Genomic DNA, 15,236 nt, shown 5'->3' with positions numbered 1-15,236 from the left:
TTATAAATTTTTTTGATTTTGGAATTTTTTGATTTTGGGATTTCGGGACTCGCCAGGATACTTCATCCCAAAATCAAAAAATTCCAAAATCAAAAAATCTTTAAATAAAAAAATCTTTAAATAAAAAAACCGGACATGTCGCCACATGCCCGGTCAGCTGTTCTGGTAAACAAAAAACAAATATTGTCGTAAAAGCCTTATTGCTCACCAAAAACCTAACAAAGTTATGCCATTTAGAAATGCCGTCAAACACCGGTGGTCCCCGGTGTGCGCGCAAATGCTGAAAGTTATGAAGCTAACTGCTTTTCTGCTGCTGGTGCTGGCCCTGCAGGTCAGCGCTACCGGTTACTCGCAAAAGCTGACCCTCGACATGCACCGTGTGCCACTCACCAAGGTGCTCCGGGAGATCAGAAAACAAACCGGCTACACCTTCTTCTACAACACGGAAATGCTGAAAACAGCCGACAAAGTATCCGTTTCCGCCAGCCATGCCAGCCTGGAAGATGTCATGGCCCAGGCCCTGGCAGGTAACCGGCTCAACTACAGCGTGGTGGACAATACCATCATCCTGTCCGTTAAAACCGACGGCACGGCAGTAAAACCCGTCGCCAATATCTCCGTTTACGGCCGTATCACCGACGCCCTCACCGGCGAGCCGCTGACCGGCGCCTCCGTAAAACTGAAAGGCACCTCCAAAGGCGCCAGCTCAGATGCCAAAGGTAACTTCACCCTCGAACTGCCCGATGGCGGCGGCACCCTCGTCATCTCCTTTATCGGCTACGAAACCATCGAAAGACTGGTGACCAAAGCCGGCCCGCTGGACATCGCCCTCCGCCAGAAAGCAGTGCAGACGGAAGAACTGGTAGTGGTAGGCTACGGCACCCAGAAAAGAAAAGATGTGACCGGCTCCGTTTCCTCCGTTCGCGTCAATACCATCAGCGCCAACGTCTCCAAAAATATCAGCGGCGCCATCCAGGGCCGCGTTCCCGGCGTATCCGTGGAATCCGCCAGCGGCGCCCCCGGCGCCGGCCTCAATATCACCATCCGCGGCCTCAGCACCCTCGGCAACAACGCCCCGCTGTTTATCGTGGACGGCGTCTTCGTTAACAGCATCGACGGCGTAAGCCCCAACGACGTGGAATCCATCGAAGTACTGAAAGATGCGGCCACCGCCAGCATCTACGGTTCCCGCGCCGCCAACGGCGTAGTGATCGTCACCACCAAAGGCGGCGCAAAAGAAGCCGTTCCCAAACTGGAAATCGATAGCTGGGTCGGTGTACAGTCCGTGCCCAAGAGAATGAGCCTCCTCAACGGCGAACAATGGACTAAACTGATGCAGGCCAATATGACCGGCATCCCCAACTACAACGGCATCAACAGCGACTGGCAGGACGCCATCTTCCGCCAGGCCACCATCACCCGTACTAACGTTAACTTCAGCGGCGGCTCCAAAAACTTTACCTACAACCTCTCCGGCGGATACCTGAAAGAAAACGGTACCATGATCAATACCGACTACTCCGCCGCCAACTTCCGCGTAAAAACACAATACGAAAAAGGCAGCATCAAAATAGGCGAGACCGTTATCATCAAAAGAGGCGTCAGCCGCCTCGCTCCCAGCGGCGGCGACCAAACCCACAGCCTCGTGGGCAGCGCCCTCGTGATGCCCGCCACCGTTCCCGTTTACGATCCTGCCCAGGACCTCGGCGGATACGGCAGAAGACCGATATACATGAAAAATCTGTCTAACCCCGTCGCCCTGCTGGAAAAAGTCAACAAAAGCGCTAAAGACCTCAACCTGCTGGCCAACGCCTTCGTGGAAGTGAAACTGATCGACGGCCTCCGCTACCGGTTTAATGTCGGCCTCACAGAAACACAGGGACGTACCCGCACCTATACCGGCATGTACAACGACGGTAACGCCGCCAACACCCTGCCCGACCTCGAAGAAGGCAGCACTACCGCCAACTCCTGGCTGGTGGAAAACACCCTGAGCTATACCAAAAAACTGGGCAAACACAATATCGACGCGGTAGCCGGTTATACCGCCCAGAAAAATACCTACTCCGGCTTCAGCGCCTCCCGCAACGACCTGCCGGATGGCACCTCCGTGCTGGGCGCAGGCACCGCAGGCTCCCAGAAAAATAATGGCGACGCCAACGTGAGCGCGATCCTTTCCACCTTCGGACGTATCATGTACTCCTACGATTCCAAATACCTGTTCACCGCCTCTATCCGCCGGGACGGCTCCTCCCGGTTTGCCAACGACTACCAGTTCGGCTCCTTCCCCTCTTTCTCCGCCGGCTGGAACATCCACAACGAAAACTTCTTCTCCGGCCTGCGCAATGTGGTCAGCAACCTGAAACTGCGCGGCAGCTGGGGCGTACTGGGCAACCAGGAGATCGGCAACTACCTCACCCAAACGGCCATCACCAGCGGTATCAACTATGTACAGGGCAATGTCCTCTGGCCCGGCGCTACCGCCAGCTCCTACGCCTCCCCCGTGGACCTCTCCTGGGAAGAAACCAAGATCATCAACGGCGGTATCGACGCAGGCTTCCTGGACAACAAACTGTTCGTGATCTTTGAAGTCTTCCATAAAAAAACCAGCGGCGTACTCCTCGGCGTACCGTTCCCACTCTCTGTCGGTAAAACGGGTACGCCTACACTGAATGCCGGCGTGATCGAAAACAAAGGCTACGAAGCCTCCGTGGAATATGCCGACCATACCCGCAGCGGCCTCAAATACCGCGTGATGTTCAATGTTTCCCATACCGCCAACGAAATGACCGCCATCACCGTAGGCTCCGGCAGACAGGAATTTGGCGATATCTCCAGGGCTAAAGTAGGCGCGCCCATCGGCTCCTTCTTCCTGATCAAAACCGACGGTATCTTTAATTCAGAAGAAGAAGTGAAAGCCCACCGCGGCAAAGACGGTACCCTCATCCAACCAGACGCCAAACCCGGCGATATCCGGTTCGTAGACTTCAACGGCGACGGCAAAATCGACAACCAGGACGTACAGAACCTCGGCAGCCCCTTCCCCAAATTCACCATGGGCCTGGCCGCCAACCTGTCCTATAAAGGCTTCGATCTCAACATCTTCTTTGAAGGCGTTTCCGGGAATAAAATCTATAACGGCAGAAGACAATGGATGGAAAAAATGACAGAAGTGACCAACTTCTCCACCACCGTTCTCGACGCCTGGACCCCGGAAAACCATTCCAGCTTCCCACGCTTCACCCTCTCCGATCCTAACAACAACAAAAGAGAGAACAGCGACAGATGGCTGGAGAACGGTTCCTACCTGCGCTTCAAACGTTTTGAATTAGGTTACACCATGCCCGCTTCCCTCACCGGCAAATGGGGTATCGACAGGGTAAGATTCTTTGGTTCCGCTGAAAACCTCTTCACCGCTACCAAATACAAAGGCTACAACCCGGACCTTGGCGGCGGCGCACTGTCCCGCGGCATGGACAATTCCTGGGACGCCTACCCCCTGTCACGCACACTGTTGCTGGGCCTGAACCTTTCCTTCTAACCGTCAAAAAAACAACTCATGAAAAAATCATTCAAATATATCGGCGCACTGGCACTGACGATGACGCTGGCCGGCAGTTGCAACGAACGCGACTTTCTCACACAGGCTGATCCCAACAGGATCACCGAAACCAATTTCTGGAAAGATGAAAGCAGCCTGAGCATGGCGCTGGCAGCCGCTTACAGCCCGTTGCGCCTTCCGCTCTATGGCTACTGGGGCGCTTTTACCGGGCTGCAGGACATCAATGCCATGGGCGACGACGTGTTTACCCTCCCCGGCGAAGAACCCGGTACCTGGGCCATCGGCTCGTATACCAACGATGAAAACAACAGCGATGCCGCCGATATCTTCGAGAAAACTTACCAGTGCATCCACCGCGCTAACCTGATACTGGCGCGTATCGATAAAGTGCCGGTCGACGCCGCAAAGAAGGACATCTACATCGCAGAAGCCAAATTCCTCCGCGGCATCTCCTACTTTATCCTGGCCGCCAACTGGGGCGGCGTGCCACTGCGCACCGAACCTGTGGAAACGACCAACGCCTATGCCGCCCCCTGCGCCGGCAAGGAAGAGGTATGGCAACAGGTGGTCAACGACCTCTCTGCCGCCAAAGATAAACTGCCGGTAACACGCGATCCCAAAGAGCAAGGCAGGGCCACCAAAGGCGCCGCCACTGCTTTCCTGGGGAAGGCCTACCTCTATATGGAGAACTATCCACAGGCAGAAGCCACGCTGACACTGCTCACACAGGCGCCCTACAACTATGGCCTCATGGATAATTTCGAAGACAATTTCACCGATCAGAAAGAGTTCAACAAAGAATCCATCTTCGAATGGGTGTGCGCTCCCCTCGGCGACCCTTACGGTCCCTGGGGCGCTGAAACGGCCAATTCACCAATGTTTAACTATATCCCGCAGTTCATCGGTCCCCCGGCCGGCGGCGGGTGGTTTAAATATGTACCGTCCAACTACCTGGTGTCCCAGTTTGTAAAAGAACAGCGGCCTACCGGCGCAGATTCCAAATTCGACAAACGCATGTACGCTACGCTGATGTGGAAACGTTCCACCCTCGGTGAAAACGACACCACTTTTTACGACAGCAAAACGTTCGATGAGCTATGGAGCTCCGCACGCTCCAAAATCGTGCGGCTCTATCCGGACACGAAACTGGACACTACTACCAACGGCCGTTTCCTGATCAAAAAATACACGGGCGCCTGGCGCAACGTAGCCAATGCCGATAACTACTGGGGGGCCACGCCATCTACCGCCAACTACCGCGTGATGCGTTTCGCCGAAGTGCTGCTCCTGCGCGCAGAAGCAGCCACCCGTAACGGCCACACCGGCGTGGCACTGGCAGACATTAACCAGATACGCACCCGTGCCGGCCTGGCTCCTAAAACCGCAACGCAACTGCCCGGTCCCGATCAGCTGATGGCGGAAATAGACCACCAGAAGCTGCTGGAATTTTTCTACGAACAAAACAGGATCTACGATCTGCGCCGCTGGAACAAGTCCGCCGCACAACTGGCATCCATCCTTACCACCCGCCAGAAACAAGGCGCTAACACCTTCAAGGCGAAACATTATGTGTTGCCTATCCCTGCAAGGGAGCTGAATGCCAATCCAAAAGCCACACAGAACGATCTGTGGAAATAATAATCATCGCCCCCGGGCTTAAAAACCCGGGGGGCTATTCTGCTCTCCCGGGGCTGAAAGCCCGGGGCCAAACTAACTGCCATGCACACACGCCTGCTTTGCCTGCTGCTGTTCTTCTGCAGCTGTACCGCCAGCACCATCCGTATCAGGATGGAGGTGCCGCCGGCCCTCCAGGACCAGCTGAAAGCCACCACCGCACCCGGAGCAACACTGCCGGCGGATTTCCGGACCGGGTTCCTGCTGCTCAACCAGCGCGATGATCCCGGTATGATTTACCTGGTCAATGCCGGAGGACGCATTGTCTGGTACCACCAGGTACACGGTACCGGCTTCAAAACCGCCCACCTGACGGAGCAGCAGACTTTCCTCTGCATCCTCGGCGATAAAAATTTCCCGACCAGTTACGGCGATGAGATACTGGAGATCGGCCTGCGGGGCGATACGTTGCTGCATTTGAAAAAAGGGCAACAAGACTTCCTGGCGGATGTGCATCATGAAGTACTGCGTAAAAGCGCCGGCGAAATAGTGGCGCTCACCAGCGTGCAAAAGATAGTGGACCTGTCGCTGCAAGGCGGCGGTGAGCAGGATACCGTCAAAAGTGATGGCATTGTGGTCTATGATCGGGAAGGCCGCCGCCGCTGGCAGTGGAGCGTGTTTGACGCGCTGGAGCCAACCGCGGATACGGGTATCCTGCGTACGCGGCACGACTGGATGCACGCCAACAGCCTGAGTTTCGACAAAGACAGCAATTACCTGGTTTCATTTTATAACAACGGGCAGATATGGAAAGTCAATGCCCAAAGCGGCCAGGTGATGTGGAAATTTGGCAGGGGCGGCGATTTTGCCATTCCCGGTTCCGCGGCGTTTGATATGGGCCATGCCGTACATATCAATGCAGACAACGACCTGATGTTGTTCGACAACGGCGTTTCCCGGCAGCAGTCGCAGACGCTGGCCTTCCGGTTGAACGACAGCGCCCGCCAGGTTAGCGTGACCATGAAGAGCGTACTGCCGCCTTATCTCTTCAATGAGCGGATGGGCAGCGCTTATCTCGTGGGGCATGGCCACGTCGTGCAATGCTGCTCCAAACGCAACACGGTGATACTGACCACCCGCAATGGCCATCCGCTGTGGACACTGCGTACCACTTTCATTCCGTACCGGGCGGAATTTATTTCTCCCTCACAGTTATTACCCTATGTCATTGCAGAATGACATGCAAAGCTTTTGTTTATGACGACAATACAATATATCCGCACCGGTTGTTTTCTGGCGGCAGCTGCCGCCGTGACGATCTGGTCCTGCAATACCGGCAGCAGCGCGAAGGCGCCTGCTGGTACCGTCGCAGATGCACCCGTGCTGTTGAAGGTGGACACCACTGCAATCCCGGACGACCAATACGGTGAACTGGTCCGCTATGGCCGTGCGCTGATGCTGAACACGGCTTATTATATTGGTCCGGACGGCGTCAATGGCCGTTACCTGGGCAATAGCATGAATTGCACCAACTGCCACCAGGACGGAGGCACAAAAGCCTTTTCCTTTAACCTGATGACTTCCCACCAGCAGTACCCGCAATACCGTGCACGGGAAGGCAAGGTGCTGACGCTGGCCGAGCGGATCAACAACTGTGTAACGCGCCCTCATAACGGTAAACCATTGCCGCTGGACAGCAAGGAGATGGTAGCGTTCCTATCGTATCTCCGGTGGATTAATAGTTTTGTTCCGAAGGACAAGCCGCACCAGGGCAGTCACAACCTGGCGGTGAAGCTGCCGGATACTGCTGCCGATCCCGAGAAAGGAAGCACATTATACCAGGACTACTGTGCCCGTTGTCACGGCAAAAACGGAGAAGGCCAGCTGGCCGGCGTCACGTACACTTATCCGCCGTTGTGGGGCCCCCAGAGCTACCAGCCTGGCTCCAGTATGCACCGGGTGATTAAGCAGGCGCAGTGGCTGAAAGCCAATATGCCGTACGATAAAGCGACGTGGAACAAGCCTTTCCTCACCGACGAAGAAGCATTGGATATTGCTGCTTTTGTGAATAATGACAGCCTGCATGCCCGTCCGGATGTCAAAAACTATGACTATCCTCATGTAGCAGAGAAGGCCATTGACTATGACAAAGGGCCTTTCGCAGATACGTTTTCCGCGCGGCAGCACAAGTATGGCCCCTTCCGCCCGGTGATCAGTTACCGGGAACAAAAAGGCATGAAATCTTCTTATTAATAAGGAATCCTAACTAATAAATATACTATGTCACCCTGTAGCGCTTCCCGTTCACCGGGAAGCTTTTTTATTCCTTGCTGAAAAATAATTTGGTTGTAAAGGAATTAATCTCTACCTTAATTGTCGGATTTCTACTATGCTCTTTTTTCCTGGCAGCGTTGTTATTGAACCTCAAAGATTAGTGAATACCCCAAATACGCCAGGAGGAAGACTCGAGACTAGTATTTCAATTTGTTTAAGACGAGCAGTTCAGAAGAGAAGTAATTTCATTGTTGCTTTATGTCATTTCCAGCGGCGACTATTGGGGATCTTCATGTGTGTTCACATGGAGGAGGACCTGTCCTTGGCCCGGGATGCCCGACCGTATTAATTGGCGGCAAACCTGCGGCTGTTATAGGAGACAGTTGTGTTTGTCCTATAGCACCTGATGCCATCATTACCGGATCTGCCACAGTGTTGATAGGTGGTAAGCCGGCAGCGCGATTAAGCGATAGTACAGCCCACGGAGGTGCCGTAACAACAGGCGCCATGAATGTCCTGATTGGCTGATTTCACAGATGACTACGTTCCCTTTTGATCATTATCTGCATGGCAGGTAATGAAACGGAACAGGTTTGCTTTTTCTTTTCGTTGGTGGTTTGCCTTCGGCAGATGACCGACCGGGAGTGGATTGTTATTGCTATTTCGTTATAAAGGATACAGTTTAAAATATACGTATGCTGACCGAAATACTGACTATTATCAGTGATAGCCTTAAACCGCTATTTGGGGGCGGTGACTTCGATCTGGGCAACATTGCCAGCCCGGGCAATGCCGCGCCGTCCGTAATGCTCACGCTGGTGAACCTGAAAGAAGAGCCGTCCTTAAAAAACACGGCTTACTCCCGGGTGAACAACGCTACGCTGAAAACAGAATATTTTAACCCCTATGTATTCCTCAATGCCTACATCCTTTTCAGTTCGCGGAAAAATGCTTATAAGGATGCAGTATCTGACATAGGGAAAATCATCCGTTTCATTCACGGACAAAACCAGTTTTCTACCAACTACAACGGTACAGACTATCGGGTGGTACTCAACATGTACTCCCCGTCATTCGAGGAGATGAACCACCTGTGGGCCATCCTCGGCGGCAAGGTATACCCCAGCATTATGTATGTGATGCGCGTGATTGAATTACATAACAGCAATGTGGTGACAGGCGATGGCGTAATCGAAACCATCACCGGAAAATTCAGTGTTATTGACCCTAAAAAGTGATTGTCTCTGATGGAAAACATTTCCGTAGCTTATCAGCATGTTTGCGAAATAGCCCTGTCACACCAGTATGTGACCGCCGCACAGCCCTCCCTGCCGGTGATGGAATGGATGCAGTGGTACCCCGACGACGACACGCTCCGGCAACTCGACGATAAAAAGCTAGTCGTACGCCCCTTCAATGGCGGCCTGCGGCTGGCCACCGCCGTCAAGGCCGACAAAGACCCGGTTTGTGATCTCAGCTATACAAACATCAGGATAGGGTTTACATTTATTCCGGTCGTTGCAGCGCATACCAAACTGGACGCCCATTTCCTGGTGGGCACAAAGGAAGGAAGATATGTATTCGGTAACGCCGTGGCCAAAGCAAACGGCAGCACCTATCCTGATATTTCCAAACAAACGGTCACCGTGGCCGCCCCCACCGACAACGAAAGGCTCTTCGGGTACATCGAGATCAATATCATCCGCGGCCCCGGCAACTACGACCTGCTGGACCCCGGCGGTAAACTCAAATACCAGAAAGGAACGCCCAACAGCAAATTCACCCTGCTATTCGAACAATAAACTTTTTATAACCATCACATCTTAAACCCCATCACATGCTCAATTTAACTGCCATCAAAACACCCGGCGTTTATATAGACGAAGTGCCCAAGTTTCCGCCTTCCATTGCAGCGGTGGAAACAGCGATCCCGGCATTTATCGGGTATACGGAAAAAGCAGACATGCTGAGCCCCGGCGACCTGCTCAATACACCGACCCGCATCGGCTCTATCGCCGACTACCAGCTGTATTTCGGTGGCGCCGCCAAACCCGTCGTCACGGAAGTACAACTCGACCTCAACAACCAGTTCTCCAGCGCAAAGGTAGATTACCAGTGGTTCCTCTACGACTCGCTGCGACTGTTCTACGCCAACGGCGGTGGCGACTGCTACATCGTGTCCGTAGGCCTTTATACCGCCGGCGCACCAGTACAAAACGATATTCAGAAAGGCATCGATGCCCTCGTTAAATACGATGAACCTACCATCCTCCTCTTCCCCGATGCCGCCACCCTCGCCGGCACCGCCCTCTATGACCTGCAGGTGTCCGCACTGAAACAGTGCGAAGACCTGAAAGACCGCGTAGGCCTCTTCGACCTCAAGAGAAACGATGTACAGGGCACCGAATTCCGCGATAAAATAGGTATCAACAACCTCAAATACGGGATGGCCTATACGCCGTGGGTACAAGTAGCGCTCGACAAAAACATCCTGTATGCCGATATGGTCGGTAAAATCAAAAAAGCCGGCGTACTCATCGCCTCCCTCAAAAACTTTACGCCCGACACCAACGTACAGAAAGTGATCGACGACCTGGACAACCTCGCGGCCGACAGCAAAAAAATTAAACAGGAATTCACCACACTGCTGGCCACAGAAAGCCTGGACAGCCTCTTCAACAAAAAAGTCAATAAGTTCGTCCTCAGCGGCACCGCCGCCGACCTGCAGGATGTCTTTAAATACCTGCTGGACATCGCCAATACCGTCAACACCCTCGACACCGCCACTACGCTTAAAAATGCGGATATGGTGACGAACCTGAAAAATACAGTGATCGCACTCAAAGACCGTTACACCAACCTGATCAACTATCAGGCTGACCTGAAAGCACTCCCCACCGCAGGATACACCACTCAAACTTTTTCCGGCACCGCCACCGCCAACTGGGGCGGCGTACTGGGCGCCGCCGGCACCGCCAACAATGTGCTCACCGGCCCTACCGAAAAAGCGAAAATGCTCAGCGTCATCCCGCTGGTGCAAAATGAATTCTACGCCATCCAAAGCACCATACAGGCAGGTATCCTCGACGCCGCCGCTATCCTGGAGAAAGCAAAAAACGATGCCCTCTCCGCCGGATTCCCCTTGTTCAAAAGCATCATCGCAGGTATCAACAATACCAGCATGGCACTGCCTCCCAGCGGCTCTATCGCTGGCATATACGCCCAGGTGGACAACGCCCGCGGTGTCTGGAAAGCGCCGGCCAACGTCAGCATCCTCGGCACACCGGACTTCATCTACTCCAACAGTGAACTCAACCAGCTCAACGTGGACGTGGTGTCCGGCAAATCCATCAACGCCATCCGCGCCTTCACCGGCAAAGGCACCCTCGTATATGGCGCCCGTACCCTCGCCGGCAACGACAACGAATGGCGCTATGTCAGCGTAAGACGTTTCTTCAACATGGTGGAAGAAAGCACTAAAAAGGCCACACTGCAGTTTGTGTTCGAACCTAACGATGCCAATACCTGGGTAAGGGTGCAGGCCATGATCGAGAATTTCCTGCTCACCCTCTGGCGCCAGGGAGCCCTGCAAGGCGCCACACCCGATAAGGCGTTTTATGTAGCGGTAGGCCTCGGCAAAACAATGACCGCCCAGGACATCCTCAACGGCTTCATGATCGTCGAAATAGGCATGGCTGCCGTGAGACCCGCGGAATTCATCATCCTGCGCTTCTCCCATATCCTGCCACAGGCGTAATCCATCTTTTTCACCAATAAAACTTTATCACAATGGCTGAATATCCAATTCCTAAATTTCATTTTGAAGTCAAATGGGGAGATACTACCATCGGCTTCACAGAAGTAACAGGCCTCGACAGACAGGTGGATGTCATCGAATACCGAGAAGGACAAAGCAAAGACTATAACAAGGTGAAAATGCCGGGCCTGCAGAAAAGCAGCAACATCACCATGAAACGCGGCACCTTCCCCAATAAAACCGAATACTTCGACTGGTTTAAGGAAGTCAACAACCTCGGCAAAATAGAAAGGCGCACCATCACCATCAAACTGCTGAATGAAGTGCATCAGCCGGTATTTACCTGGTCCGTGCTCAACGCCTTCCCCGTGAAAGTGCAGGCCAGCGACCTGAAAGCAGATGCCAACGAAGTGGCGGTAGAAACAATAGAAATCGCACACGAAGGCATCAGCCTGGTTAAATAAACCAATAACCACAATGGCTAAATAAACAGTTGACTATGGCTGGTTACTACCCGCCGGTAGGATTTCACTTCAAAGTGGAATTTACCGGGCTCGGCAAAAGTGATAACGACACCCGCTTCCAGGCCGTCGCAGGTCTCACGGTGGAATACGAAACCGAAACGGTCAAGGAAGGCGGCGAAAACAGGTTTGAACATACCCTGCCGGTCAGGACCAAATACCCCGACCTCACCCTCAAAAGAGGTATGCTGCTGACTGACTCGAAAATATTCGAGTGGTGCATGAAAGCCTTTCAGGACAGAGAGTTCACCCCCTCCGATGTCGTCATCACCCTGCTCAACAATGAGCACGAACCAATCCGTACCTGGAACATTTCGCAGGCCTGGCCCAAAAAGTGGTCCATTACGGAACTGAACGCAGAAACCAGTTCCATTGTAGTTGAAAGCCTGGACCTCCGGTACCGGTTTTTTACTGTCAGCTAAAAAATACTGCTATGCCCATCCAAATACGGGAATTACATATCCGGGTGGTGGTCAACGCCGCTGAAAGCCCGCCCGGCAGCACCCCCAACACCGGCGGCGGCGGCAATCAGCCACCACCGGCCGACAAAGCGGACGCCGATAAAGACCTCATCATCGCCGAATGCGTGGAACAGGTAATGTCTGTGTTGCGTGATAAGCTGGAAAAATAACCCCGCGTAAAACAATAACCCCATGAGCGTTGATAAAGGAAAACTGGAGAAAGTAAAGATCATCGCATACAAGAAACCTGAAATGGACGACGGGTCCAAAACAGGCGACTTCGATGCGTTCATCAACCCCGAAAGCTACCAGTTAAACTATAAGATCGAATACGCCGAAGGACAGGGACAAGGTACCAGCGGCAAACAACAGAAGTTCAAAGCCATCGCACCGGATGAACTGGCCCTCGAACTGCTCTTTGATTCAACCGGTATTGCTGACGAGCAGCCCAGAGCCGATATATGGGACGATATCAAAAAGTTCAAAAAACTGCTGACAGACTATGAAGGGGATGCACACGAGCCACGGCACTTCCGCGTAATATGGGGCCCCATGGCTTTTGCCGGCAGGCTCACTTCCCTCAACATCAACTTCAAACTGTTTAAACCCGATGGCCGCCCCATCCGTGCACTCGCCAAGGTAACGTTCAAAAGCAGTATCGATGACAAGAAACGTGTGGCCAAAGAAGATCCGCTGTCGCCCGATCTGACGCACCAACGCACCGTGGCCAACGGCGATCATCTGTCGCTCATGAGCTTTCGCCAGTACGAAGACCCGGCGTATTACTTTCAACTGGCCCGCGCCAACAACCTCACCAATTTCAGGAAACTGACACCTGGTACCGTTATTAACTTTTTACCACTGGAAGATGCCCGATAACCGCGACATACAAACCAACGGAACACCCTCCGTGACCACCGTCACCGTCCTCTCCGGCGGCCAGGAAGTGCCACGCTCCTACCCGATCGCATCGGTGATGGTCAACAAGGAAGTGAACCGCATTCCCGCCGCCACATTGATTTACCAGGACGGAGAAGCCGCGAAACAAACATTTGCCCTCTCCGACACCGATCTCTTTATTCCGGGTAAAGAGATAGAAATCAAAACCGGCTATGGTGGTAAAGACGAAACGATCTTCAAAGGCGTGGTCATACGCAACAGCATCAAAGTGCGCAAAAACGTCTCCCTGCTCACGATCGAATGCAGGGACAAAGTATTTGCCGCCTCCGTTACCCCACAGGAGAAATACTACAAAGACCAGAAAGATAAAGAAGTCATGGAAGACATCCTCTCCGCCTGGGATATGCAGAAAACCGTGGATGCTACCAGCTATAAACATCCCGGACTGGTACAATACCATTTGAGCGACTGGGACTTCCTGCTGGAAAGAGCCGCCGCCAATGGCCTGCTCGTAGTAATAGATGACGGCAAGGCCACCATCAAGGCGCCGGACCTAAGTCAACAGCCGGCGGAAACAGTCCAGTACGGCTCTTCCCTGCTGGAACTGGACCTTGAAATGGACGCACGCACTCAGCCACCAGGGCTTAAAAGTTACCTGTGGGACTATTCCGGTCAACAGCTCACTTCCGTGGAAGCAAAGGAACCCACCGGCACCCTGGGCGGTAACATCAACGGCACAGACCTCGCTGCCAGCATCAAAACCAAAGACACGGAACTGAAATTCAATAACAGGATCAACAGCGCGGAACTGCAACCGGCCGCTGACGGGCTGCTGCAACATGCCCGGCTATCGAGGATCACCGGCCGCGCCAACTTCCAGGGCACCCCGAAAATAAAACCCGGTAACCTCGTGGCCCTCAAAGGAGTGGGTAAACGCTTCGAAGGCAACGCCTTTGTTTCCGGCGTCCGTCACCAGATCGTGAAAGGCAACTGGACCACAGATATACAAATCGGCTTTCAGCCGCCGGTACCCCCCGGCGCACAAGCGGCCGCATCCCGTATCACAGCGTTGCAGGTAGGCATCGTTACACAACTGGAAAATGATCCGGAAGGAGAAGACCGTATTAAAGTCACCCTCCCATTCATCAACAGTAAAGAAGAAGGTGTGTGGGCCCGCGTCAGCACACTCGACGCCGGCAAAGAAAGAGGCTCCTTCTTCCGGCCGGAGAAAAATGATGAAGTACTGGTCAGCTTCATCGATGGCGACCCCAACTATCCCGTGGTGCTGGGAGGCCTCAACAGCAGCGCTTTACCCGCACCACTGAAAGCAGCCGACGCCAACGACGAAAAAGGATTTGTCACCCGCAGTAAAATGAAAATGATTTTCAACGACGAGAAAAAAAGCTTCCAGCTCGACACCCCGGCAGGCAAAAAATTCCTGGTATCAGAAGATGCCGATGTGCTGCAGCTGGAGGACGAACATGGTAATAAAATCACGATGAACAGCAACGGCATCAGTATCGAAAGCCCCAAAGACATCACCATCAAAGCTACAGGCGCCATGACCGTAGAAGGCAAAACAGCCGATGTAAAAGCCACGATGGGCTTTAAAGCCGATGGCGGCGGCGGTTGCGAACTGGCGGCCGGCAACGGTATGACAAGCGTCAAAGGAGGATTGGTAAAAATAAACTGACAACCCCATGGACAACAACAGCTTTCTGGGCAGAGGCTGGAGCTTCCCGCCCGCCTTCAATAAATACGGCACCGTAGCCATGCTGGAAGATGTGGAAGACATCTACAGCAGCCTGCATATACTGCTCACCACCGCCACCGGCGAACGGATCATGCAGCCCCGCTACGGATGCGACATGCAGGAGTTTGTATTCGAACCGATGGACACCGGGCAGAAAACGCTGATGCTCGAAAAAGTGGAAACAGCCATCCTCTTCTACGAACCCCGCATCAAACTCGAAAACCTCGAAATTGACGGCAGCAACGAATGGCAGGGCGTTGTGTATATCAAAATAGATTTCATCGTGAAGACATCCAATTCCCGGTTTAACTATGTCTTCCCGTTCTATATCAAAGAAGGAACGGAAATACCGAACTTCTTATACACTACCCCCAATATCACTGATACTTTGTAA

At 53.3% G+C, this 15,236-nt stretch carries 14 protein-coding genes; all 14 read left to right on the top strand.

Annotated features, from left to right (window positions below; translation table 11 throughout):
• Positions 1–289: 289 nt before the first annotated feature.
• The 14 genes from B5D63_RS24510 (at position 290) to B5D63_RS24445 (ending at position 15,236) form a co-directional block, all read left to right on the top strand.
• Complete coding sequence (locus B5D63_RS24510; protein ID WP_159456142.1) at positions 290–3,541, top strand: TonB-dependent receptor; 3,252 nt, start codon at positions 290–292, stop codon at positions 3,539–3,541.
• 18 nt (positions 3,542–3,559) lie between these two features.
• The gene (locus B5D63_RS24505; protein ID WP_078671511.1) at positions 3,560–5,200 is read left to right on the top strand and encodes a RagB/SusD family nutrient uptake outer membrane protein; all 1,641 of its coding nucleotides are present in this window, start codon (positions 3,560–3,562) and stop codon (positions 5,198–5,200) included.
• Positions 5,201–5,281: 81 nt separating this feature from the next.
• On the top strand, positions 5,282–6,415 hold the full coding sequence (locus B5D63_RS24500; protein WP_078671510.1) for an aryl-sulfate sulfotransferase: 1,134 nt from the start codon (positions 5,282–5,284) through the stop codon (positions 6,413–6,415).
• Between the two features lie 18 nt (positions 6,416–6,433).
• Entirely contained in the window at positions 6,434–7,429 is a 996-nt protein-coding gene (locus B5D63_RS24495) for a c-type cytochrome (protein WP_078671509.1), read from the top strand.
• A 279-nt stretch (positions 7,430–7,708) separates the two neighbouring features.
• Positions 7,709–7,978: a PAAR domain-containing protein gene (locus B5D63_RS24490; RefSeq protein WP_078671508.1), complete on the top strand. Its 270-nt coding sequence runs from the start codon at positions 7,709–7,711 to the stop codon at positions 7,976–7,978.
• A gap of 167 nt (positions 7,979–8,145) precedes the next feature.
• Positions 8,146–8,688: a Pvc16 family protein gene (locus B5D63_RS24485; protein WP_078671507.1), complete on the top strand. Its 543-nt coding sequence runs from the start codon at positions 8,146–8,148 to the stop codon at positions 8,686–8,688.
• A 9-nt stretch (positions 8,689–8,697) separates the two neighbouring features.
• Positions 8,698–9,252 (top strand): hypothetical protein, encoded by a 555-nt coding sequence (locus tag B5D63_RS24480; RefSeq protein WP_078671506.1) that lies wholly within the window; start codon positions 8,698–8,700, stop codon positions 9,250–9,252.
• Between the two features lie 35 nt (positions 9,253–9,287).
• Positions 9,288–11,207: a phage tail sheath C-terminal domain-containing protein gene (locus B5D63_RS24475; RefSeq protein WP_078671505.1), complete on the top strand. Its 1,920-nt coding sequence runs from the start codon at positions 9,288–9,290 to the stop codon at positions 11,205–11,207.
• 32 nt (positions 11,208–11,239) lie between these two features.
• Positions 11,240–11,671 carry a phage tail protein gene (locus B5D63_RS24470; protein ID WP_078671504.1) on the top strand — a complete coding sequence of 144 codons (432 nt, stop codon included), beginning with the start codon at positions 11,240–11,242 and terminating at the stop codon, positions 11,669–11,671.
• 35 nt (positions 11,672–11,706) lie between these two features.
• The gene (locus B5D63_RS24465) at positions 11,707–12,150 is read left to right on the top strand and encodes a phage tail protein (RefSeq protein ID WP_078671503.1); all 444 of its coding nucleotides are present in this window, start codon (positions 11,707–11,709) and stop codon (positions 12,148–12,150) included.
• A gap of 11 nt (positions 12,151–12,161) precedes the next feature.
• Positions 12,162–12,359, top strand: coding sequence for a DUF5908 family protein (locus B5D63_RS24460; RefSeq protein ID WP_078671502.1), 198 nt, complete (start codon positions 12,162–12,164; stop codon positions 12,357–12,359).
• A 22-nt stretch (positions 12,360–12,381) separates the two neighbouring features.
• Positions 12,382–13,068, top strand: coding sequence for a CIS tube protein (locus B5D63_RS24455; protein WP_078671501.1), 687 nt, complete (start codon positions 12,382–12,384; stop codon positions 13,066–13,068).
• A complete protein-coding gene (gene vgrG / locus B5D63_RS24450; RefSeq protein ID WP_078671500.1) occupies positions 13,058–14,782 on the top strand; it encodes a type VI secretion system tip protein VgrG in 1,725 nt (574 codons plus the stop codon). The genes B5D63_RS24455 and vgrG overlap by 11 nt, the downstream gene beginning before the upstream one ends.
• 7 nt (positions 14,783–14,789) lie before the next feature.
• Positions 14,790–15,236 carry a GPW/gp25 family protein gene (locus B5D63_RS24445; RefSeq protein WP_078671499.1) on the top strand — a complete coding sequence of 149 codons (447 nt, stop codon included), beginning with the start codon at positions 14,790–14,792 and terminating at the stop codon, positions 15,234–15,236.

The organism is Chitinophaga eiseniae (assembly GCF_900167135.1).
Lineage (GTDB): Bacteria > Bacteroidota > Bacteroidia > Chitinophagales > Chitinophagaceae > Chitinophaga > Chitinophaga eiseniae.
This window is presented reverse-complemented; position numbering and strand designations above follow the sequence as displayed.